Annotated in this window: 17 protein-coding genes; 4 read left to right on the top strand and 13 right to left on the bottom strand. The window is 66.2% G+C overall.

All coding sequences use genetic code 11. The annotated features are described in order from the left end of the window. Nucleotides 1–96 precede the first annotated feature (96 nt). Genes DVB37_RS03805 through DVB37_RS03795 form a run of 3 tightly spaced genes read left to right on the top strand, consistent with a single transcriptional unit; the run spans nucleotide 97 to nucleotide 2,458 of the window. Nucleotides 97–1,752, top strand: coding sequence for an FAD-dependent monooxygenase (locus tag DVB37_RS03805; RefSeq protein WP_120153895.1), 1,656 nt, complete (start codon nucleotides 97–99; stop codon nucleotides 1,750–1,752). Then, on the top strand, nucleotides 1,749–1,997 hold the full coding sequence (locus tag DVB37_RS03800; protein WP_120153893.1) for a hypothetical protein: 249 nt from the start codon (nucleotides 1,749–1,751) through the stop codon (nucleotides 1,995–1,997). Before DVB37_RS03805 ends, DVB37_RS03800 begins: the two co-directional genes overlap by 4 nt. Next, the gene (locus DVB37_RS03795; protein WP_120153891.1) at nucleotides 1,994–2,458 is read left to right on the top strand and encodes a MarR family winged helix-turn-helix transcriptional regulator; all 465 of its coding nucleotides are present in this window, start codon (nucleotides 1,994–1,996) and stop codon (nucleotides 2,456–2,458) included. Before DVB37_RS03800 ends, DVB37_RS03795 begins: the two co-directional genes overlap by 4 nt. Here DVB37_RS03795 and DVB37_RS03790 read toward each other — a convergent pair. The 6 genes from DVB37_RS03790 to DVB37_RS03765 form a co-directional block, all read right to left on the bottom strand. After that, complete coding sequence (locus DVB37_RS03790; RefSeq protein ID WP_046807633.1) at nucleotides 2,455–2,781, bottom strand: 4a-hydroxytetrahydrobiopterin dehydratase; 327 nt, start codon at nucleotides 2,779–2,781, stop codon at nucleotides 2,455–2,457. The two genes, DVB37_RS03795 and DVB37_RS03790, sit on opposite strands and share 4 nt — an antisense overlap. Before the next feature lie 10 nt (nucleotides 2,782–2,791). Beyond that, complete coding sequence (locus DVB37_RS03785; RefSeq protein WP_046807634.1) at nucleotides 2,792–3,439, bottom strand: OmpA family protein; 648 nt, start codon at nucleotides 3,437–3,439, stop codon at nucleotides 2,792–2,794. 108 nt (nucleotides 3,440–3,547) lie between these two features. Next, nucleotides 3,548–4,156, bottom strand: coding sequence for a hypothetical protein (locus tag DVB37_RS03780; RefSeq protein WP_046807635.1), 609 nt, complete (start codon nucleotides 4,154–4,156; stop codon nucleotides 3,548–3,550). Between the two features lie 12 nt (nucleotides 4,157–4,168). Then, the gene (locus DVB37_RS03775) at nucleotides 4,169–7,303 is read right to left on the bottom strand and encodes a T6SS effector BTH_I2691 family protein (protein ID WP_120153889.1); all 3,135 of its coding nucleotides are present in this window, start codon (nucleotides 7,301–7,303) and stop codon (nucleotides 4,169–4,171) included. After that, nucleotides 7,300–8,307, bottom strand: coding sequence for a DUF4123 domain-containing protein (locus DVB37_RS03770; protein ID WP_240434034.1), 1,008 nt, complete (start codon nucleotides 8,305–8,307; stop codon nucleotides 7,300–7,302). The genes DVB37_RS03775 and DVB37_RS03770 overlap by 4 nt, the downstream gene beginning before the upstream one ends. Further along, the gene (locus DVB37_RS03765) at nucleotides 8,304–10,958 is read right to left on the bottom strand and encodes a type VI secretion system Vgr family protein (protein ID WP_371683105.1); all 2,655 of its coding nucleotides are present in this window, start codon (nucleotides 10,956–10,958) and stop codon (nucleotides 8,304–8,306) included. The genes DVB37_RS03770 and DVB37_RS03765 overlap by 4 nt, the downstream gene beginning before the upstream one ends. A 35-nt stretch (nucleotides 10,959–10,993) precedes the next feature. Here DVB37_RS03765 and DVB37_RS28895 point away from each other — a divergent pair, with 35 nt between their 5' ends. Further along, a complete protein-coding gene (locus DVB37_RS28895; RefSeq protein ID WP_371683104.1) occupies nucleotides 10,994–11,086 on the top strand; it encodes a pentapeptide repeat-containing protein in 93 nt (30 codons plus the stop codon). A gap of 14 nt (nucleotides 11,087–11,100) precedes the next feature. Here DVB37_RS28895 and tssH read toward each other — a convergent pair whose 3' ends face one another. The 7 genes from tssH to tssB all read right to left on the bottom strand — a co-directional run bounded on the left by tssH (nucleotide 11,101) and on the right by tssB (nucleotide 19,952). Continuing rightward, nucleotides 11,101–13,872 (bottom strand): type VI secretion system ATPase TssH, encoded by a 2,772-nt coding sequence (gene tssH, locus DVB37_RS03760; RefSeq protein ID WP_120153884.1) that lies wholly within the window; start codon nucleotides 13,870–13,872, stop codon nucleotides 11,101–11,103. Nucleotides 13,873–13,897: 25 nt separating this feature from the next. Next, nucleotides 13,898–14,989: a type VI secretion system baseplate subunit TssG gene (gene tssG, locus DVB37_RS03755; protein WP_046807639.1), complete on the bottom strand. Its 1,092-nt coding sequence runs from the start codon at nucleotides 14,987–14,989 to the stop codon at nucleotides 13,898–13,900. Then, a complete protein-coding gene (tssF, locus tag DVB37_RS03750) occupies nucleotides 14,953–16,791 on the bottom strand; it encodes a type VI secretion system baseplate subunit TssF (RefSeq protein WP_120153882.1) in 1,839 nt (612 codons plus the stop codon). Before tssF ends, tssG begins: the two co-directional genes overlap by 37 nt. A 52-nt stretch (nucleotides 16,792–16,843) precedes the next feature. After that, complete coding sequence (gene tssE / locus DVB37_RS03745; protein ID WP_046807641.1) at nucleotides 16,844–17,329, bottom strand: type VI secretion system baseplate subunit TssE; 486 nt, start codon at nucleotides 17,327–17,329, stop codon at nucleotides 16,844–16,846. A gap of 66 nt (nucleotides 17,330–17,395) precedes the next feature. Beyond that, the gene (locus DVB37_RS03740) at nucleotides 17,396–17,899 is read right to left on the bottom strand and encodes an Hcp family type VI secretion system effector (protein WP_006226591.1); all 504 of its coding nucleotides are present in this window, start codon (nucleotides 17,897–17,899) and stop codon (nucleotides 17,396–17,398) included. A 45-nt stretch (nucleotides 17,900–17,944) separates the two neighbouring features. Beyond that, complete coding sequence (gene tssC / locus DVB37_RS03735; RefSeq protein ID WP_046807642.1) at nucleotides 17,945–19,444, bottom strand: type VI secretion system contractile sheath large subunit; 1,500 nt, start codon at nucleotides 19,442–19,444, stop codon at nucleotides 17,945–17,947. After that, nucleotides 19,437–19,952, bottom strand: a complete 516-nt coding sequence (tssB, locus tag DVB37_RS03730; RefSeq protein WP_006226593.1) for a type VI secretion system contractile sheath small subunit — start codon at nucleotides 19,950–19,952, stop codon at nucleotides 19,437–19,439. Before tssB ends, tssC begins: the two co-directional genes overlap by 8 nt. Between the last annotated feature and the right edge of the window lie 34 nt (nucleotides 19,953–19,986).

Genomic DNA, 19,986 nt, shown 5'->3' with positions numbered 1-19,986 from the left:
CGATCCGGCGGGTTTTTTTACGTCCCAGCAAAGTAGTTGCGCGCGCAACTTATGAAGAATATAGTTGCGCAAACAACCAAATATCCTGGAGACAAGATGCCGCTACCCGCGCATGTACCCGTGTTGATTGCCGGCGGAGGCCCGGTCGGCCTGACGCTGGCCGCCCTGCTGGCCGAGTACGGCATCGCCTCGCTCACGGTCGAGGCAGACGACGACTATTGCAGCGGCAGCCGCGCCATCTGCATATCCCGCCGCTCGCAGGAAATCCTGGGCTGGGTGGGCGCGGACAAGCCGCTGATGGAAACCGGCCTGGCCTGGACGGGCGGGCGCAGCTACTACCGCGACCGCGAAGTGCTGCACTTCCAGATGCCGCACGACCCCTTGCAGCGCTACGCGCCCATGGTCAACATCCAGCAATACTCGGTGGAGGAATACGCGCATCAGGCCATGCAGCGCCACTCCGATCTGGCCGCGTTGCAGTGGTCGGCCCGCGTGGCCGGCCTGCACGCCGACGCCGATGGCGTCACGGTCCAGATCGACACCGACGGCTCGCGCCAGACCGTGCGCGCCGACTGGTTGATTGCCTGCGACGGCGGCCGCAGCACCGTGCGCGAGGCCATGGGGCTGAAGCTGGAAGGCATGCAGTACGAAGGCTGCTACGTCATCGTCGACATCGAACAGGCATCGACCCGCCCCGTTGAACGCCTGGCCTGGTTCGACCCGCCGTCCAACCCCGGTTCGACCCTGCTGATGCACCGCCAGCCCGGCAACGTGTGGCGCGTGGACTACCAGATTCGCGACGACGAAGACCCCGACGAAGCCGTCAAACCGGAAAACGTCTTGCCGCGCGTGCAAAGCCATCTGGACATGATCGGCGAAACCGCGCCGTGGAAAGCCCTGTGGATTTCGGTCTACAACGCCAAGTGCCTGACGCTGGCGCAGTACCGCCACGGACGCGTATTGTTTGCCGGTGACGCCGGCCACCTGGTGCCCATCTTCGGTGTGCGTGGCCTGAACTCCGGCCTGGACGATGCCGGCAACCTGGCCTGGAAACTGGCCTGGGTCTTGAAGGGCCAGGCCCCGGACAGCCTGCTGGACAGCTACAGCATCGAACGCGTGCACGCCACCCGCCAGAACCTGGCTTATGGCGCCAAGAGCACGGAATTCATGGCGCCGCCGGACTTCGGCTTTCGCTTGATGCGCGAAGCCGCGTTGCGGCTGGCGTTGGTGGACGAGGCGGTGCGCCCGCTGATCAATCCCCGGCAGTCCGCGCCTATTTCGTACGACGCCTCGCCCTTGAACCTGCACGACGGCGCGCCGCAAGCCGGCCCCGCCGCCGCCCCCGGCCAACCCGTGCCCGATGCGCAGCTGCAAGACGGCCCGGCTGTCCGCTACCTGAGCCAGAGTTTCGGCCGGGGCTTCGTGCTGCTGGCGGTATCGCCCGACGCGTCGCTGGCCCGCGAATTGAATGCCCTGGCCACGGCCACGCAAAGCGCGCCGCACCCCTTGCAGATCGTGCAGGTGGGCGCCGGGGCGGGATCGGGCTCGGGCTCGGGCTCTGGCTGTCTGGACGACGCGCATGGGCAGTTGCGCCAGCGCCATGGCGCCGCCGACGGCCTGGTCACGCTGATCCGCCCGGACGGCTATGTGCTGGGCCGTTGGTCCACGCCTGACGCCCAGCAGCTACGCGCCGCGCTGGCGCCCTACTATCCTTCGATCGCCCAGTCCGCAACCCAGGAAGGCCAAGCATGAACAACGACGATCTAGACCAGGTGTACACCGCCATGGCGCAAGCGCTGACGCGCGTGGGCGAATCCCAGGCGCCGCTGTTTCTTTCGATATTGGGCTTGTCGCTGCTGTCCCGCCAGCCCCACGCGGACACGGCGCTGGCGCTGCTGGCGCAGGCCGAAAGCGCCTGCCTGGACCAGGCCGCTGTGGCAAACTATCCCGCCGCCACCGCCACCGCCACCACCACCACCCCCGCCCGCCCGACGTGAAACCGCCTGCCCTGGAACGATTCCTGACGTATCGCCTGCACGTGCTCAACAAGATCACGGACCGGGACACGAATCGCGCCTACCTGGAAGACTGCGGCATTCCCCTGGGCGAAGCCCGCTGCCTGGCTGCCATCGGGCGCTACGCGCCGCTGTCCGTCAATGACCTGGCGCGCGCGGCCAACCTGAACAAAGGCCAGGCCAGCCGGTCGGCGCAGGCATTGGTGGAACGCGGTCTGGTGGAAAAAACGTTGTCGGCCTCGGATGGGCGCGGCGTGGTGCTCACGCCCACGCCCGAGGGCATGGCGCAATATCAACGCATCATTGATTTGATCGCGCGCCGTAACGACGAAATATTCGGCTGCCTGGATGCCGACGAACAGCGCGCGCTGGGCCAGATGCTCGATCGCCTGATCGAGCATCTGCAAGCGCGCGAAGACGCGGCAGCGGACAGCGACGGCTAGGCGTCCGACTTCGGCGCCGTGGCGCCCATCTGCGTAGCCGCCTCGTCCATGAACTGCGCCATGCGCACGTCCAGCTCGGTCACTCCGCCCGCGTCATGCGTGGTCAGCGTCACGTCCACCCGGTTATAGACGTTGGTCCATTCCGGGTGGTGGTTCAGCTTTTCCGCGAACATGGCCACGCGCGCCATGAACCCGAAAGCCGCGTTGAAGTTCGGAAAGCGGTAGCGCTTTTCAATGGCGTCGCGCGTGGCCGCGGCCTGCCAACCGGTCAGCGCGGCCACGGCGGTATCGGTGCCGATACGGGCGGGGGGAAGCATGCTCATGAGACGGACCTTATTGCTTGACGGCGTACAAGTAGATTTCCACGCGCCGATTCAGCGCGCGCCCTTCGGCGGTCGCATTGTCGCCGATCGGGTCGCTGGGGCCGCGCCCTTCCACCGCCATGCGCCCGGACGCCACGCCCTGCTTTGCCAGGTAGTCCGTCACGCTCTTGGCGCGGTTGATCGATAGCGTCTGGTTATGCGCCAGCGCGCCGGTGCTGTCGGTATGGCCGACCACCTTGGTGCGCAATTCGGGATGCTGGTTCAGCGAACGGGCCACGCTGTCCAGCACCGGCAGCAGGGCCGGCTTGAGCTGCGTCTTGTCCGTGTCGAACGACACGCCGCTGGGGATGTTGACCTTGAGGCTGCCATCGGGCATTTCGACCACGTCGATGCCCAACGAGGATGCGCCGGACTGCTGCACATCTTCCTTGACCACCTTCCAGTTGTAGCCGACCAGTCCGCCCGCCACGGCGCCAATGCCCGCGCCGATTGCCGCGCCCTTGCCGTGGCCGATCAACGCGCCGATGCCGGCGCCCACCGCCGCGCCCGCGCCCGTACCGACCGCGGTATTGGTTTGCTGTTGCGTTGCACAGCCCGCCAGCAGCGCCCCTGCCGCCGCCACCACGGCCATCCGGTTGATCATTGTTCTTGAGTTCATGGCAACCTCCAACTATTGCATCGTTCTGCCGGGTGATTCCGGCTGAACCATGCTAGCAAGGGGATGCGGGGCGACAAGCAACATTTTGTACTGCCCCAGGCGGCGCTTTCAGCCGCGTCTGCCCAGCAGCATCGTCAGGCCGAACAGTGCGCCCAGCCCCCCCACGATTGCCAACGAGATCGACGGTTCGCGCAGGTTCATGGCCAGCGCTGCCGCCGCCACGCCCACCGCGGTGATGAACCCGCCCACCACGCGGCCCCCGGCGGAACCATAGAAGTGCGTGCGTCGCGCGCGCTCGGCGCCAGCGGGCTGGCGCTGTTGCCAGGCGTTCAAGGCCTGCTCGAAGTCACGCAGCAACCGCTCGCGGCTGGGCAGGTCAACCGGGCTGACCAGCAGGGTGGGCAAGCCCGGGCGGATCAGTTTCAGATAATCGTCCGTGCCCCAGCTTTTCAGATCGGCAAACGCAATCGGCCCGCGCCGCGAAAACTCCAGGCCGTCGGGCGTGACCTTGACGGCATTGCGCGTGGGAAAGCCACGAAAGGCAATCAGCGGCGGCACCAGCAAACCCAGCACGGCCAGCACAATCGCCATGACCATCGGCCCCCGGTTAAAGACGATCAGCATGAAGCTGCCGGCGGCCAGCGCAAAGCCCAAGGGCACCGACAGCTGGTGCCAGCGCGTATATACGGCGGCCTGGATGCCTTCATTGCTCTGCATGCTTGAACCCTGTCAATTTTTTGCTTTCACGAGATTGGTGCCATCGCTGCCCACCGGCAACGCGCGCACTTCCGGCATGCGTTCCGGATCGGGCCAGAACTCGATCTTCAAAAACGCTTCGGTGAAGATGTCGTCGTCCACCAGCACCTCGGTGCGCAGCGTCGCGTAGCCATTGTGAACCTGGAACTGCACCGAATCTTCCCACGGTTTGCCCGTGAATTCGATAGCCTGGCTACGGTCCTTGCGAACCCAGCGCCAGATGTCGGCCCAGCCCGGCCGCGCGCTCAGGCCATCCACATAATCATCAACCTTGTCCATCCACGTCCGGGGGTCGGGCCGACCCGCCACCATCTGCGCCTGCGAGGGCGCGCGCGGTTGCAGTTCCGGGTCCTGCGCGCGGGGCGAGCCCCGGCTGGACACCACGGCCGTCACGCCGGCGCCGCCCAGTTTCAGGCAGTACGCGTAGTCGCTGCTTTGCGTGTAGCCGGGCATGGTCACTTCCAGCAGCAGCCGGTCGCGGCCCGCCACTTCGCCGCTCCAGAAGCCATACCATTGCAGCGTCACGCGCACGCCGAACACCGCGGTGTTGAAATCTTCCAGTTCTTCTTCGCGGGTCGGATACAGCTCGCGGCCTTGCACGCCTTCGAATTCTTCCGCGCGCATGCAGCAGCGCGTATACCAGACCTCCAGCTCGCTTTCGGTCGCGCTGTCGCCCCAGAACTTGAAGTACAGACCGGCCACCAGCAGGCACAACCCCAGCGCGATCCAGCCCCACACCGGAATGCCCAGCAGCACCGTGCCGCCGCTGGTCAAACCCACCATCGCCCCGCCGAAACCGCCCGCGCCCGCCGCCACGCCGGCCGTGCTGAACGCGCCGCCCACGGCGATCACCGCCGTGGCCACGCCGGTCAGGCTGGACATCAACAAGAACGCGGACGACGTGGCATAGGCCCCGCCCGCTTCATAGTTGTGCACGTCGTACTGGTCCTTGGCGTTCATGGCGTTGTTGGCGCTGTCCACGAACGTCGCGGCGGTGGCGAACACCGCGCCCGCCGTGCGGAACGTGGCCAGCCGCAAGTTCAGCCGCAGGTTCATCGTGAACGCAGTGTTCGCGCCAACCCGGGCGCCAATTGCGCCCGTCGTGACTTCAATCGCCACGCTGCCCACTCCCAGCACGCCCGTGGTGATGCCGAACCAGGCCTTGCGTTCTTTTTTCGCATCGCCAAGGGCTTGCGCGGCGTTCAGATCCGACACCGACGTGTAAATCGCCACCAGCGCCATCACCCCCGTCGCGCCCGCGAACTGTGCGTCGCGCGACTTGGCGTACTTGATCAGCCCCGCCATCGGCGACATCGTAGGCGCGGGCAACGCCAGCATCGGCGGTGGCGCGGGCAGGCCCAACGGCGGCGCTGCCGTGGGCGTCGGCCGTGGCCGCCCCGCCGGCGCCGCATTCAGCTGCGCATCGACTTCTTCGGGAATCACGTAGTTGACGGTGACCGGCCGCGAAGCCTCGGATTGCGTGCCGATCCAGCCCGAACTCATGTGCTGGGTTGCGGTGACGCCGCCCCCCGCCGTGATCTCCAACGACGGGTTCTTGGAATCCCAGATGATGTTGTGCATATCCGCGATCATGCGCGGCACCGTGGTGGTGTGGCTGCGCACCACCAACACGGTGTTCATGCGCGCCGCCATCGTCATCTGTACGCGCGCCGCCACCCGTTCCGCGATGGGGTCGCGCGCCAGCGTCAGCCGCAACAGCTGCGTCGCCATGAACCGGCCGATGGCCGTGGTGGCCGCGCGCGTCGGCGTCGGCAGGCCCTTTGTCCGGCGCTCCTTGAGCCAGTCGTTATAGCTCTTGATCATCTTGCGCACGGTGGACACCTGCTTGGCCAACTTGCCGCGCGCTTCTTTTTGCAGGAAGGCCAGCAGCTCGCCGTCGTTCGAGGCCAGGCCGCGCCAGATGGCCTCGTACAGCCCGTCCCTGTCGTCTTCCTTCAGCGATTCGTCGATGGCCTTGTGTTCGCTGTGGACCGCGCCCGCGCCGTCCACGCACAGCGCCAGGTCCTCTTCCAGCCGCGCGCCCGCCGCCGCGTCGTTGGGCGAGTACGCTTTCAGCGTCATCCAGAACGCTTCGCGGCCATACCACCACGCCCAATCCTTGCCCGCGCCTTCGATCAGGTCTTTCATGCGGTCGATGCTGGCGCGGTTCTCGCGGATGGTCTTGGTGACCTTGCTCATGTTGATGCGCTGGTGCATCCGCTTGATCTCATCGCCCGATGCGTCCATCTGCTTTTCCAGCCCCTGGATGATCTGCGCCACGCCCACTTCGCGCAGCCGCGTCGGGTCCAGATGGTGTTCGGCCAGTTCCCCCATGCGCTTGTTGCGCCACGTGGAGATGTCCGCCAGCAAGCCGACGGGGTCGCGCAGCGCTAGCACCACGCCGCCCTTGGACGACATCTGCCGCATCTTTTCCGCCATCGCGCCGGCCTTGCCGCCGAAGGTGGACACGGCCGGACTCAGCGTGTTGTTGAACAGCGTCGCGGCGCCGGCGGCATCGCGGAATTCAACCGAATGCGCGGCCAGGTTGGCGCCGTCCGCCGTCACGCGGTAGCCCGTGTCGGGCTTGGGATGCCCACCGCCCCAGACGGCGCGCGCATCCAGCTCGACCATGATCTTGCTGCGCCAGCGTTCGTTGCGCGTGAGTTCGCGGCGGATATCGCGCGTCCACCACACGCGCGAATAGCCGACCCACACCGGCCGCGACGCATTGGCCGGCGCTTCCACGTTGATCAAGGCGGATTCCAGGCCATGCCCTTCGCGCGTGCAGGTGAACGTGGGTTGCTCGGACGGACGGTTGTCGTCGTCCACCGGCACCTCTTTCATCTGGCCGGTGGCCGTGGCGGCAAACGCGCGCCAGCCGTAGCTGCGGCGCGGGTCCCACACGTACACATAGCCGGCGGTGATGGCGCGCAGCATGTAGGCGCCCTGGCGCATGGTTTCGTAATGTAGCTCGGCATCCGCGTACACGCCATTGGGCAGATCGTTTTTGCCGCCCGGCACGTAGCCGATCCGCATCGGCAGGATCGGCAAACCCGGCCGGCCGCAAAACTTGCCCTTGCAGGGAAGCGCGTCGTAGTCAGTCGTCATGCTTGTCGATCCTCCGGGGCCTGCGCCTGCCGCGCAAACCTCCACCAATCCTCATCGTCCATGTCTTCGACCGCGCTGCGCAGACGGCCGCCCTCTTCCTGCACCTCGCGCAGCAGCGCGGCGAACGACGGCGCACGTTCCAGCGGCGCATCCAGCCGCACGCGCCAGGCCGCGAACAGGGCGGCGTCTTCGTCGTCTTTGATGCCGCAGTCGGCCGCTGCGTCCAGCGCACGGCGTATCGGCTCCAGTGCCGCCGGGCCAACAGTCAGGCCACCCGCGTTCAAGCGTTGCAGCACCGCGTTCACCTGACCCAGCCGCGCCAGCCGGGGCCAATCCGGCGTGGCCGTCTGCATTGGGCCGGGCAAGTCCGGCAACGCCTGCCAGCGCGCGAAACCGTCAATGCTCATCCAGGTCGCGCCCGCGATCCATGACGCGGGCGCGCAGCCCGCATACAGCTCGCTTTGGAATTGCGTCGTGCGCGGGTCCCAGAACCGCAGGATGCGCATGCGACCCTGGGCATCGCGCAAACGCGCGCGCAAGATCAGGCGCTGCGCCACTTCGGCCAGCGGCAGGTCCGTGGCCAGCCACGCCGACATCGAGCGCGCGCGCTTGACCGCGGGCGCGGGCTGCATGGCTTCGTCGACCGCCAATCGGATGCTGGCATTGACCAGCCGTTCATCGGCGATCTCGTCCGGCACTTCGGCCAGGTACAGGGGCGGCGCGGATGCGCCTTGCGAAAGCAGGTCCACCGACCGCCGCCGCAACGCGGCGCGGGCGATATCGTCCGCCAGCGGATCGGCCAGCGTGGAATCGCACAGCAGCAGCACACGGCGGCTGGGGCGTGCGTCCAGCACGGCGCGCAGCCCGGCAATGGCCTGTTCGACGGCGGCGTCAGCGCGCGCGTGGGCGGGCGGCGCGGCCTCTCCACGCGCGTCGCCGGACGGGGTCGCCGCGACACGTGATTGCCCTGGCGCGGCGGCCGGTTGTTTCGCAACGGTCGTCATGCCGCCAACGCCCCGCTGCCTGCCGCGTCTTCCAGCGCGGCGGCGCAGCCTTCCAGTTCGCCTTGCGGCGGTTGCGCCGGTCCCGCCCCGCTTTGTGGGCCGACCCAGTTGTGCACACCCGCCTTCAACTCGACCTTGCCGGGCGCGTGCAACTGAATGCCGCCGCCCTCGATACGCATGTAGGCCCCCGCCGCCGTGGCAAGCACCTTTTTCGATGCCGTCACATCCACAGCCCCCTGCGCGGACACCAGCGTTACCGCCTTCTCGGCGATCAGCCGCATGCGCGCCTTCTGGCTTTGCAGGCGCAGCTTGCCGCCGGCCGCGTGCAGCCGGATGCCTTGTTCCTGCACCGCCCGGCCGCTGCCGCCCAAGCCCTTGGTGAACAACACCACGCCTTGCGCAACGCACACCGCCAGATTCGCGCCCGCCGCCCAGTTCACGTCCGGCGCCACCTGGCACAACGTGGTGCCCGCCACCGTGTAGGCGTTGTGCGGCGTGTATTGGCCAATGCCCTTGGGCGCGCTGACCTGGATGTGCGGCTGCGTGTAGGCCGGCACGTTCACGTCCTGCTCGGCCTGCGTGCCTTCGATGATCTTGCGCACCGCGTCCAGCTCATCCAGCGCGCGCGTCTTGTCCGCATCGCCGGGCAACGCGGCTTCCTGGCGCGCCGCTGCCTTGGACAATTCACCGGCCTGCTCGATGGATTTTTCCATCTGGGTGATGGCTTCTCCGCTATCCAGCAAGCCGCCCGCTGCCCCTTCGCGCTTGTCGGCGCTGATCAGCAAACCTTCACCGGCGCGCAGGGCCAGCGCCTCGCTGGTGGCCAGCTCGGCGCCATGGCCCAGGTCCGACAGCCGTTCGTTGTCGCGCTGCTGCTTCAGGTGGCCCAGGCTCAGCCGGGCGTCCGCCTGCGTGGTCGAAGCCATCAACCGCGACTGCCCCGGTGTGTCGTCCTGCACCAGCTGGTTGTAGCCGCCCATGCCCTGGCCGCTTTGCGCCAGCGCCTGCGTCTTGAAGCCCGACATCACCACGTTGTGCGCATGGCCGTCCTGCGTGCCCGCGAACCATGCGGGCGCATTGCCCGTGGCCTTGGCCGCGCCGCCCTGCACCTGATTGTTGGCCGCGTTCTCCGCGCCCGCGCCGTTATATAAAGCGCCCACCACAACGGGGCGGTCGATGTCGCCGTGCAAAAACTGCACCAGCACTTCCTGGCCCAGGCGCGGAATGAAGTGGCCGCCCCAGTCCGACCCCGCCACGGGTTCGGCCACGCGCACCCAGGTGCCCAGCGCGTCCGCCGCCGGGGCGTTATCGTCGCCTGCCGGGTGCGTCTGCCGATTGCTGGACGCGCTGCCGCGCTGCCAATGAAACTGGATCTTGATGCGGTGATCGCGGTCGGTATGGACCGGGTCCTTGGCGCCCACCACCAAGGCCGTCTGCGCGCCGTGCACCGTGGGCCGGGGATGCAACCGCGCGCCATGGCCGTCGCGCGTGCGGGGCCGGTATTCCAGCGTGGCGGCAATGGCGTCGAAGCGATTGCGATAGAAGTCGGTTTCGGAATTGCCATCGGCCGGAGTGGCCGCGGTTCCACCCGCGCCCAGGGCCGCTGCCACCGCTTGCCCCAGGCTTTCGTCAAAGTTGTTGCGCGCCTCGTGCTCGATACGCATCACCACGAAATCGCTGCCTTCGCCTTGCGACGGTGCCCAGTGCCCCGTCAGCGCAAAGCGCAAGCCTGGCGCCAGCGTGCGCACCGTGCCCGCGCCCTCGTACAGCGACTGGCCCACGCGCAGCGCAGCCAGCGCGTTGTGCGCCAGGCGGTCACCCTGGTTGCCGTCTTCGAACAGGTATTGGCCGGGGTAATCGGCATCGGCCAGCTCCAGCGTGTTCGGCACCTTGTCATCCACCTGCGCGCTGACCTGGCGGGCCTGCATGGCGCGGTAGTCCCAGGTGGCCAGCCGCAGCGCATTGGTGCGCCACGCGCGTCGCTTGCGCCACGCCTGGATCGTGTCCTCGGTTTCGGTGGCGTCGGCGCGTTGAAACTTCACGCTGTCTTGCGGGCCGCTTTTGAAGGCGCCGTTGTGGTCGGCAATGACGACGGTATGCGTGCCCGGCTCGCCGTCGCCCGCCTCGTGCTCGACCCAGTAGAACATCCCTTCCTCGGCCAGCAGCCGTTCGACGAAGGCGTAATCGGTTTCGCGGTATTGGATGGTCAGGCTGCGCTTGGCGTAGACGTCGCGGTCTTTCAATTCCCAGCGCCATTGCGCGGCCACCGCGCCTTGCCCGCTGTAATCGCCGAACACGCTGTCCACGATGTCGATCACGGACTGGTCCTGAAAGGCATAGCTGTCGCGCCGCTGGCGCAGCAGCGCCAGCCACGGTTCAATGCGCAGCCGGTAGCGGGCGAAGCCGCCGTTGGCGCCTTCGAAGCGCGCCTCGGACACCAGCCCGCACCAGACGCGGCGTTCGTCGCGGCCCAAGGCGGTTTGCAATGTCAGCTGCACCGGTTGGCCGATCAGCGTTTTCAACGCGATGTGCGCATCGTCGGACAGCGCATCCACTTGCAAGGCAAAGCCACCGTCGCTCAACTGCTCGGAGCCGTGCAAGCGTTCGGCCAGCAGCTTGTCCGGCCCCAGCGGCGTGCTCAGGTCCAGCAACCGATCCGCTTGGGTAAAGGCTGCGGCAAGCGAACTTGCGGCAAGCGAACTTGCGGCAAGCGGACTTGCGGCAAGCGGGCTTGCGGCAAGCGAACTTGCGGCGGCGGCGACAGTTTCTCGGGGCATAGTCGGCGTCTCCCGATCAGCTCATGCGAAAACGGAAGTCGCCGTTCTTGCCCGCGCCCACGCGGATCTTGGCAATGGCTTCGCCCTGCGCCATGCGCCCAAGCACCTGCTCGGCAATCTCGGGCAGCAGCGCGCCGTTCAAAATGTGGTCCACGTTGCGCGCACCGGTGTCCACCTCGGTGCAGCGCGCCAGCACGGCCTCGACCAGGGCCTCGTCCCATTCGAACGCCGCGCGGTGCGTGGCCTGCACGCGGCGCGCGATGCGCGCCAGCTTCAGGCCGATGATGTGCGCCAGCGCGTCGTCATCCACCGGGAAGTACGGAATGGTCTTCATGCGGCCCAGGAAAGCGGGCTTGAACGCCTTGTACAGTTGCGGCGCCAGCAGCTCGGCCAGCTGGTCCGGCGTGGGGCGTTCTTCGGCGGGCTTGTTCAAGCAGGCCTGCATGATGGTGCTGGACCCGACGTTCGAGGTCAGGATGATGAGCGTGTTGCGGAAGTCGATTTCGCGGCCTTCGGCGTCGTCCATCACGCCCTTGTCGAACACCTGGAAGAACATCTCCAGCACGTCCGGGTGCGCCTTTTCGATTTCATCCAGCAGCACCACGCTGTAGGGTTGACGCCGCACGGCTTCGGTCAGCACGCCGCCTTCGCCGTAGCCCACGTAGCCCGGTGGCGATCCCTTCAGGCCCGAAATGCTGTGGGCTTCCTGGTATTCGCTCATGTTGATGGTGATCAGCTTGCGCTCGCCGCCATACAGGATGTCGGCCAGCGCCAGCGCCGTTTCGGTCTTGCCCACGCCCGACGGGCCGACGAACAGGAACACGCCCTTGGGCTTGTCCGGGTCTTCCAGCCCGGCGCGCGCCGTGCGCACGCGTTGCGCGATGGCATGCAGCGCGTGGTCCTGGCCAATCACGCGTTCGGCCAGCATGGGCTGCAATTGCAGCACCGTGCGAATTTCGTCGTTGACCATGCGGCCCAGCGGGATGCCGGTCCAGGCCGAAATAATCTCGGCCACGATCTGCGCATCCACGCACGCGGGCACCAGCGGCTGTTCGCCTTGCAGCGCCCGCAGCTCGTCCATCAGGCCGGCCAGGCGCTGCTGTTCCGGCGTTAAGGCCGGCGCGGCCGCCTTGCGGCGCGAGGCGGAAGGCGCGGCGGTCGCCGCAGCCTTGGCACCGCCTGCCGCAGGTCCGCCTGCCGCAGGATCGCCTGCCGCAGGTCCGCCTGCCGCATCCTCCATTGCCGTCGTGTCTTGGCCTTGCGCTTCCAGTTCGGCGCGCAGCGCATGGATGCGTTCCACCAGGCCGGTTTCCGCCTGATGGCGCGCCTCGGCGTCCGTCAGCGTCTGCTGCACCGTGGTGATTTCCTGTTCCAGTTCGGCCAGGCGCGATTGCGGCGTGCCGGTGGCGGCCTCGCGGCGCAGCGCGGCCTGTTCGGTGCGCAGCCGCGTCAGCCGGTGACGCGCATCGTCGATCAATGCGGGCGTTGCGCTGCGGCCCAGGGCCACGCGCGCGCAGGCCGTATCCAGCACGCTGACCGCCTTGTCGGGCAACTGCCTGCCGGTGATGTAGCGGTGCGACAAGCGCGCCGCCGCGCTGATCGCCTCGTCCAGGATGCGCACGCCAAAATGCCGCTCCATCAGCGGCGCCATGCCGCGCAGCATCGATGCGGCCAGGGCCTCGTCCGGCTCCTCGACCTTCACAACCTGGAAGCGCCGGGCCAATGCCGCGTCTTTCTCAAAGTACTTTTTGTATTCGCTCCACGTCGTGGCCGCGATCGTGCGCAATTCGCCACGGGCCAGCGCCGGCTTGAGCAGGTTGGCGGCGTCGTTCTGGCCCGCCTGCCCGCCCGCGCCAATCATCGTGTGCGCCTCGTCAATGAACAGGATGATGGGCGACGGGCTTTTCTTGACCTCGTCGATCACGTTCTTCAACCGGTTTTCGAATTCGCCCTTGACGCTGGCGCCGGCCTGCAACAAGCCCATGTCCAGCACGCGCAGCGTCACGTCGGCCAGCGCGGGCGGCACATCGCCCGCCACGATGCGCAGCGCCAGGCCTTCCACCACGGCCGTCTTGCCCACGCCCGCCTCGCCGGTCAGGATGGGGTTGTTCTGCCGCCGCCGCGTCAGGATGTCGATCATCTGGCGGATCTCGGCATCGCGCCCGATCACCGGGTCGATCTTGCCGTCCCGCGCGCGTTCGGTCAGGTTGGTCGTGTACTGGTCCAGTGCGGGCGATGCCGACAAGCCCGGCGCGGGCTGCGCGGCGTCGCCCTGGGCCGGCGCGCCGTCGGCAAAGCCCACCGCCTGCCCCGCCTCTTCCGAGCCCTCGGTCAGCGCTGCGAAGTCATGCTTCAACGCGTCCAGGCGGAACGATTCAAACAAGGGCGAACCGCGCCGCGCCAACTGCGCCAGATCGGGTTCGGTCAACAAGGCCAAGAGCAGATGCCCCGAGCGAATGCGCGTCGTCTGCGTGTCCAGCGAGGCAATCAGCCAGGCGTGTTCAAACAGTTTGGGCAGATGTGCCGAGAACACCGGCGTGCGCGTATTGCCGTTCTTGAAACGGCCGATCTCGGCCTTCAGGTCGGCTTCCAGCGCATCCGTGGGAATGTGGCAGCGGCGCGCAATCATGGCCAGATCGCTGGCGGGCTTTTCCAGCAGCGCCAGGAACAGGTGTTCCAGGTCCACCTCGTAATGGCCCTGCGCCATGCACAGGCTGGCCGCGCGTTCGGCGGCCTGGCGGCAGGTCTGGTTCAGCTTCCCGATCAGGGTTTTCAGCGGTGTGGCCATGGATTTGTTTTTCTACGTCGATGGATCAGTGAATCGTGTGCAGTTCGTAGCTGGCGTCGTCGCGGTCGCGCGTGGCCGGTTCGGTGGACAGGAAGGAATTCCACCCCAGCCGCACATCGCCGTCCCCGCCCAATTGGCTGGGCCCGATGCTGTCGCGCGCCAATACCAGGCGCACTTCGTATTCGAATGTCATGCCGCCAAACATGGTCAGCAGTTTTTCCAGCGCCTGGGCGCGCTCGCCGCCCGGCAGAAAGTCGGCAAAGGCCTGGCGCGACAGCGGGCCGATCCACAGGCGGATCCGCAGGTCGCGCTGCCAGATGCGATCGCCCGCCAGCGCCGACACGCCCAACACCGCGCCGGGCCGGCCCAGCTGCGTGCGGTTCTGCGGCGGCACGTCGTACCAACGACCCACGAACTGCTCCACGCGCAGCGGCACCCCGAAGTAGTCCTGCAACACGCGCTGCAAGAACGGCGCGGACACAGGCCGCTGGCGCGCGGCCGCGGCGTAGTGCGCGACGGATTCGTCGAACACGCGGCCGGCGCCGTTGTGCAAGCGGTCGCGCAGCGCCGGATGGCCGATGCCGCCCAGCGCCAGCAGCAACGGCAGGTAGTGGTGATCTTGTTCGGCTTCGTGCCGCAACGGCATGCGGTATTTCTTCCAAGCCGCATAGAACAGCGCCGCGGCGCGATTGGAAAAAATATCGAAGAAGGCGCGCGCGCCCCGGTCGCGCCGCAGGCTTTCGCGGGTGGCCAGCATTTCGGAATAATGCAGCGGCAAGGCGCCCTGCGCACCCAGCAGCCCGAAGAACGCGGGTGTCACATCCACGCGGCCCAGCCGCCCTTCCGACACCGCGGCCCGGCGCGCGGCTTCGTCGGCCAGCACCTCGCCATTCTTGTCATAGGCTACGGCGTCGACGATTTCGCTGGGCGGAAAGCCCAGGCCCGGCGCGTTCGGAAAGCGCAGGTGCACCGGCACCGTATGCCGCGTGCCGCCGCGCTCCTGGCGCGCAAAGCACTGTTCAAGCAGACGCACCGCCTGGAAAAACTTGAAGCGCTGCGGCTCTGCCAGCAGCGCATCCATCACGCTAGTATGGCGTCGCCGTTGCATGGGGGGCATCGTAGAAGTTCCTCTGCGCCACGGCGCGACAGCACCACCAACTGCACGAAGCTGTTGGCGTGCACGTACAGGCCGAAGAATCGGTTGATGACGGCCACGAAGGTGTGCAGGCTGGTGCCCACGAAGTGGTCTTCGTTGACGGTCAGGCGGATTTCAATGCCGCGCACGAAGGTGGCGAACGGCTCGCCCGGCATCCAGTGCGTGGCGGGTTTGTAGTCCAGCCCGACCAGCCCTTCGATCTGACGCGCGGCCACCGCCGAGCCGGACAGGTCGTACAGGCGCAACGTTTCCTTCAGCGCGGGCAAGCCGCTTTGCACCAGCGACAAATGGTTCAGCGCCAGATGCGAAATCAAGCGCCAATGCGCCGCGCGCCCTTGCTGGAAGCGATGGCTGTTGGTGGGGCGGCGCAGCATGCGAATCGCGCGCGCCACCGTGCCGCCTTCCATGAACAGGTCACCGCCCGACTGCCCCACCGCAATCTGCGCAGGCAGGTCGCGATTGGTGCAGGTCAGGTCCAGGCTCAGCGTTTCGGTTTGCGGAATGGACGGGTCGAAATCGATATCCACGATCGATATTTCGGTTTCGTAGCCGGGGCTGCGTTGCGCCATCGCGGCATCGCGGCGCATCGTCCAGTAATGCCCCGCCGTCTCGGGCGATTCGCCATGGTGCAGCGAATAGAAGGGCCTGAAATCCACCACGGCATCGCCCTGCGCGTTCTGCCGCACCTGGCGCACCCGGTCAATCGAATAGACCTCGTAGCCGTAGGCGCGGCGGGCGTCGGCCACCACCGGGTACGAGGCCGATGCGTGCGTCACGCGGATCGGGTCGGCCCGCTGCGTGAACAGGTTCACTACGGGCGTGCAACCCAGCCGCAGGTTGTCCGCCGTAATCGATTCCAGCAGGCGCGCGGTATTGGAATCGGCGCGCACGCCCGCCACCGGCAGATGCAGCGTGAACTGGCGCACGGTGCCCAGGTAGGGGCGCAGTGCCGCCAGGTCGATATCGACAAAGTTGAATTTTTCCGAGAAAACAAAATACTCGGCCAGCAGACGATAGGCCGGATGCGAACTGGCCGGAAAGTCGATCAGCGCGTCCTCTTCGGCCAGCCCCACCTGGGCCAGCGGAATCGTGGGCAGACGGTCCCAGCGCCCGGGTTGCAGCTCGACATAAGCCGCCGCCGTGCGCAGGAACAGCGCGTCGCGCAGCGCCGCCACGAAGGACGGTTCGCCGTGCAGATACACGCGCAGCTTGTCCAGCCCCGGCATGCCGAAATGCTGGTTTTCGCCTTGGCATCCCAGCGTGACGGCAAAGCGCCCCGTCACGCCCGCCGGCAGCTTGGCCGTGGCCGGCGCGTTGGCGCTGGAAAAATAGCCCGCGCGCTGCACTTCAATGGGCGCCAGCGTTACGTCGTACGCGGTGCGAAAGCGGCACGATACGCCGCGCACCGGATGCGATTTCAGTTCCATGCCGCGCGCCACGCGCACGGCGGCGGACAACTGCGCGCCGGCCCCGCCCAAGTCAAACTGCGCCACGCTGCACGAGGGAAACGGCCGCAGATAATGCGGGTACATCACCTCGAACAGCGCTTCGGTGAATTCGGGGTAGTCGTCGTCCAGCTTCTTGTTGATGCGGGCGCTCAACAAGGCGAACGATTCGATCATGCGTTCTACGTGCGGGTCTTCGCAGGTTTCGCCCGACAAGCCCAGCCGCGCGGCGATCTTCGGATACTGCTGCGCGAAGTCGCGCGACGACGTCCGCAAAAACCCAAGTTCGCGCTCGTAATAAGGCAGCAATTCTTCCATTGTTGTCTTCCTTTCCAGCGCGCAAGCCGCACCTGCACTACAGATTCATTCTTCAGACCGTGGCAGGCGTCTTGGCCCAACCACGGGTCACGGAGTACTGCAACGTCGACGGCTGCAAGGTGGCGTCAAACGTCACGGGCTCGTGGGCCGGGCCCACGTCCAACATGGCCGTAATCGCAAAATACAGCACCGACGTCGCGCGGCTATCCACCTGCAACATCACCCGAACGTGAGTCAGCCTAGGCTCGTGCCGCGCAATCGCCTGCTCCAGCGAACGGCAGATGAACTCGCGGTCGTAGTGGCTGGCCAGGCTCAGCCCGGAAAAATCCGACAGCCCGTAGGTCAGCAACGAACGCTGGCAATTCGGATAACGCCGCAGGTCTTCCTCGGTGAACACCATGCGGGTGTTCAGCAGCGCCTCGATGTCGCGCGCCACCGTTTCCTTCATTTCCTCGATCGACAGGCGCCGCAGCGCGTAGGGCGATTGCCCCTCGCCTTCGAACAGCTTGTCGAACAGGCTCGGCTCGAAACCTTTCATGGGGCCTCACATAAAAAAAGACGGCGACCCGGCTCGGGCCGCGGTCTTTTGCGTGCCCGGCTGCGATCAGACCGAGTAGGTCTTGTCGTTCTTGGTCAGGCTCCAGGCGCCCTGGGCGTTACCGCCCTGGTTGCCGCCCACCTTCTGCTGCGTGTACTTCCACTGCACGGCGGCGTACTTCAGCGAGAACGATTCGTGCGGCAGGCCTTCGGCAACCACCTCGGGCGCAACGCGCGCGATGATCACGTACTTGAGCTTGATTTCCAGGTACTTGACGCGGTTGCCTTCGCCGTCGGCACGCAGGAAGTCGATGGTGACTTCGTCAAAGGTCGTGCCGCCCGAGGCGTGCTGATACAGCAGCGGGCTGACCACGTCCAGGTCCTTGGTAAAGACCATTTCGCCATGTTCGGTACGTTCGGCGGTATGGCCACCCGAGGTCGAGGCGGTAGCGGAACGCGGCTGAATGATCTCGTGACGCCACGAGCTGACTTCGATCCAATCCGGGTGGTCCTTGTCTTGCGATTCGCCCTTGAGCGCCGGATTGCCGAACTTGACGTAGATGTCCTTCATTGTTGTAAACCTCTTTGAATGGATGAGTTGTCAGTGCAACGACGATCAGGATTTCTGAGCCTGCGCCGGCAATTCGGCAACCAGGCGCAACGAGATCGAGAGTTCGTCAAGCTGGAAATGCGGCCGCAAAAACGCCACGGCCCGGAAGACGCCAGGACGTCCAGGAACCTCGGCCACCTGCACCGAGGCTTCGCGCAGCGGGAACTGCGCTTTTTGTTCCTGCGTCGCGTTGTCGTCCAGCAGCACGTACTGCGACACCCAACGATTCAGGAAACTCTCTACGGACTGCGCCGACGCAAAGCTGCCGATCTTGTCGCGCATCATCGCCTTCAGGTAATGCGCCACGCGCGATACCGAGAAGATGTATTGCAGCTGCGCCGACAACACCGCGTTGGCGTTGGCGCTGTCCGTGTTGTATTTCTTTGCCTTCTGCACCGACTGCGCGCCGAAGAAGGCGGCGTAGTCCGAGTTCTTGCAATGCACCAGCGGGATCAGGCCCTGGTCGCTCAGTTCTTTTTCGCGGCGGTCGGTAATGGCGATTTCCGTCGGGCACTTCAGCGCGATTTCGCCGTCGTCCGTCTTGAAGGTGTGCGTCGGCAGGTTCTCGACCAGGCCACCGCCCTCAACACCACGGATGGCGGCGCACCAGCCAAAGTCCGCGAACGCGGCCGTCAGGCGCGCACCGAACGCCCAGGCGGCGTTGCACCACAGGTACTTGGAATGGTCGGTGCCGTCCACGTCTTCAACAAAGTTGAAGCCTTCGACGGTGGTGCCTTCCACGGGGTCGTACGGCAAACGGCCCAGAAAGCGCGGCATGGTCAGGCCGACGTAACGCGAATCTTCCGAATCGCGGAAGCTGCGCCACTTGGTGTATTCCACCGTGTCGAACACCTTGGCCAGGTCGCGCGGGCGACCCAGGTCGGCAAAGCTGTCCAGGCCCAGCAGCTCGGGCGAGGCCGACGCGATGAACGGTGCGTGCGAAGCGGCGGCCACGTGCGACATCTGCTCGATGAAGTACATGTCCTCGGGCTGGCGCGTGATTTCGAAGTTGCCCAGCAAGGCGCCAAACGGCGCGCCGCCGAAGGTGCCGAATTCTTCTTCGTAGACCTTCTTGAACATCAGGCTCTGATCGAAGTCGATCGCAGTCTGGAAGTCGCGAACCAGGTCACGCTTGGTGGTGTTCAAGACCTTGATCTTCAGCATCGGGCTGGTGTCGGTCTCTTGGCACAGGTAGTGCAGGCCGCGCCAGGTGCTTTCCAGCTTCTGGAATTCCGGGGCGTGCATCACTTCGCTAAGCTGCGCCGAGATCAGGCGGTCAAGCTCGGCGACGCGTGCGTCCAGCATGGCCGACAGGTTGTCGGAGACGACCACGGTGCCCTTCATCACTTCGCGCACCAGTTCGCCGATGATGTCCTTGGCGCGGTCGTGTTCGGCGGTGGACTTGGCCACGCGGCTTTGCTCGACGATCTGGTCCAGCAGGCCGCTCTGGCTGTCGGCCGATGCGGCGGCGGTGGCGCTGTTCTGCGCGGCGGCGGAATTACTCATTGCGGCCTCCCTTGTCGGTCTCGCTGGTCAGCTGTTGCAGTTTTTCGGTGCTGGTCAGCACTTCGCCCAGCAGGTCTTCCAGCTTGTCGTTGCCGGCAAGCTTGTTGCGCAGGTCGGCCAGCTTGGTGCGGATATCCAGCAGTTCGCGCAGCGGGTCCACCTGTTGCACGACGGCTTCCGGGCGGAAGTCCTCGATGGAGCGGAACTTCAGGTCCACGCCGAACGTGCCGCCTTCTTCGGTCAGGCTGTTCTTGACGCGGTAGGCGGCGCGCGGTTCCAGGCCGCGCATCACGTCGTCGAAATTGTCGACGTCGATGTTGACGAATTTGCGGTCTTTCAAACGCGGCAGTTCGGCTTCGGACTGCGCGCTGAAATCCCCCACCACACCGACCACGAACGGAAGTTCCTTCTGTTCGATGGCGTCGCCCTTCTCAACGTCATACGTGAGCTGAACGCGCGGCGGACGGACTTTCTGCAGTCGTTTCTGAACGCTTTCTTTCTTGGCCATGGAAGGCTCCGTGCAAAGGATCGTGTCTATCGGT

The sequence above is a fragment of the Achromobacter sp. B7 genome, assembly GCF_003600685.1.
Classification (GTDB): Bacteria; Pseudomonadota; Gammaproteobacteria; order Burkholderiales; family Burkholderiaceae_B; genus Achromobacter; species Achromobacter spanius_B.
Note: the sequence above shows the minus strand (reverse complement) of the source record. Positions and strands in the feature narration are given on the sequence as shown.